This is a genomic window from Solibacillus faecavium, assembly GCF_014836905.1.
In the GTDB taxonomy this organism is placed as follows: domain Bacteria; phylum Bacillota; class Bacilli; order Bacillales_A; family Planococcaceae; genus Solibacillus; species Solibacillus faecavium.
The window spans coordinates 1-1,794 of the sequence record NZ_JACSPZ010000023.1; the positions used below are offsets into that span (position 1 = coordinate 1).

At 39.7% G+C, this 1,794-nt stretch carries 1 protein-coding gene; it reads left to right on the plus strand.

Going from position 1 to position 1,794, the window contains the following annotated elements; translation table 11 throughout:
• The first annotated feature begins 116 nt into the window (after nucleotides 1-116).
• Nucleotides 117-1,394: an IS110 family RNA-guided transposase gene (locus H9635_RS19065; protein ID WP_191701904.1), complete on the plus strand. Its 1,278-nt coding sequence runs from the start codon at nucleotides 117-119 to the stop codon at nucleotides 1,392-1,394.
• Nucleotides 1,395-1,794 lie beyond the last annotated feature (400 nt).

The window sequence follows — 1,794 nt, forward strand, 5'->3', positions numbered from 1 at the left end:
AAGGAGCATTCCTGTTAGAAACATTTTCGGGGACTTGAAATAAAAAAAGCCCTCTTGTATGATGCTTGAGTGTCAACAGCCATTGACTCATACATCTACAGAGAGGACTCCATTCCATGAATTTTAATACGAATGAAAAAATTAATCAAGTTTCTGAAAATACACTCGTTATCGGTATCGACATTGCAAAGCACAAACATTTTGCTTGTGCGATCGATGATCGAGGTCGAGTGCTCCAAAAATCATTTCCAATCGTGCAATCACATGTCGGATTTGAAGCGTTTTATGAACGAGTACTTGCGTTAAAAGCAACACATGAAAAACAAGAAATCCTGATTGGTTTCGAGCCAACAGGTCATTATTGGATGAATTTAGCGGCGTTTTTAAATAGCTATGGGATTCCATTCGTGATGGTCAATCCAATGCATGTCAATCGCTCAAAAGAATTGGACGACAATCTTCAAACGAAGAATGACCAAAAGGATGCACTCGTCATCGCACGTTTAATGCGAGACGGTCGTTTCAGTTATCCACGCCATCTCGAAGGAATTGAAGCTGAACTACGGAACGGAGCAACTATACGCTCTAAAATACAAGAAGATTTAAATGCTCTACAGAATCGCATCATTCGTTGGTTAGATCGCTTTTTCCCTGAGTTTACATCAGTATTTAAAAACTTCGGAAAAATGGCTTATGCGGTGCTAGAGAAAACACCACTGCCAATGGATATTCGAGGGAAAGCACCTGAAGAATTATTATTTCTGTATCGTCAAGTAGAAGGGATGAAAAGTCCTCAGCTACCAAAGGCCAAACAATTAGTCGAAGTTGCACAAAATTCAATTGGACTAAAAGAGGGCTTAGTGATGGCCAAACTTGAAATAGCCACGCTACTTTCTCAAGTCAAATTGATGCAAGCTCAGCTTGATGAATTAACTACTCAGCTCGTAGAGCTAGCGAAACAAATGACAGATTATGAGTATTTAACATCGGTACCTGGAATTGGTGATGTGACAATTGTCGATTTACTGTCAGAAGTCGGTTCTCTTACGCAATACGAACATCCACGCCAATTAATTAAGCTAGCGGGATTAACATTGCGTGAAAACTCTTCTGGACAACAAAAAGGACAAAAACGCATCTCTAAACGAGGAAGACGTAAATTACGTGCACTCCTATTCCGAGTTATGATGCCTTTGATACTTCATAATAAAGCGTTTAAACAACTACATGATTACTACACGACCAGAACGACAAACCCGCTTCGTAAGAAGCAATCCATCGTTGTGTTGTGTGGAAAGTTACTCAAAATTTTACATGCATTGTGCAAAAGGAAAACAACTTTTAATGAACAACAAATGATGAATGATTTCGCCAGTCTTAAAACGGCTGCTTAAGCTTACCCAACGTAAGTAAACTCAAGAGGATGACACGGAGAAGCCGGCATTATTTTCACCATCCGACCGTGATTTTATAAAAACGAGTCCCTTAAGGAGCATCGCCAGCCTCTGCCTTATGAATAGACCGAACGAAGGAATGTACGCGCAAAAGACGCCTAGAGACATGGGAGGGTCCGTCATCATAAGCAACGCAGAGATCCGAAAGTGCATCAATATATCGCACTGGATCAAGGAAGGCATTACCATTTAATGGTTCTTCCTTTAGCGAAGCTTTCAAATAAATTGTTAAAAAAATCAATAATTACAAGATAATGATAGATGTACGTGTCAAAAAAATTTTTTTCGGCACTCAAAAATGGCGCGGGCCATTGATATATCAACATTTATAGAGGGAGGT

Coding starts and splice junctions, on each gene's coding strand:
- H9635_RS19065 (WP_191701904.1), top strand. CDS start 117: ATGAATTTTAATACGAATGAAAAAATTAATCAAGTTTCTGAAAATACA.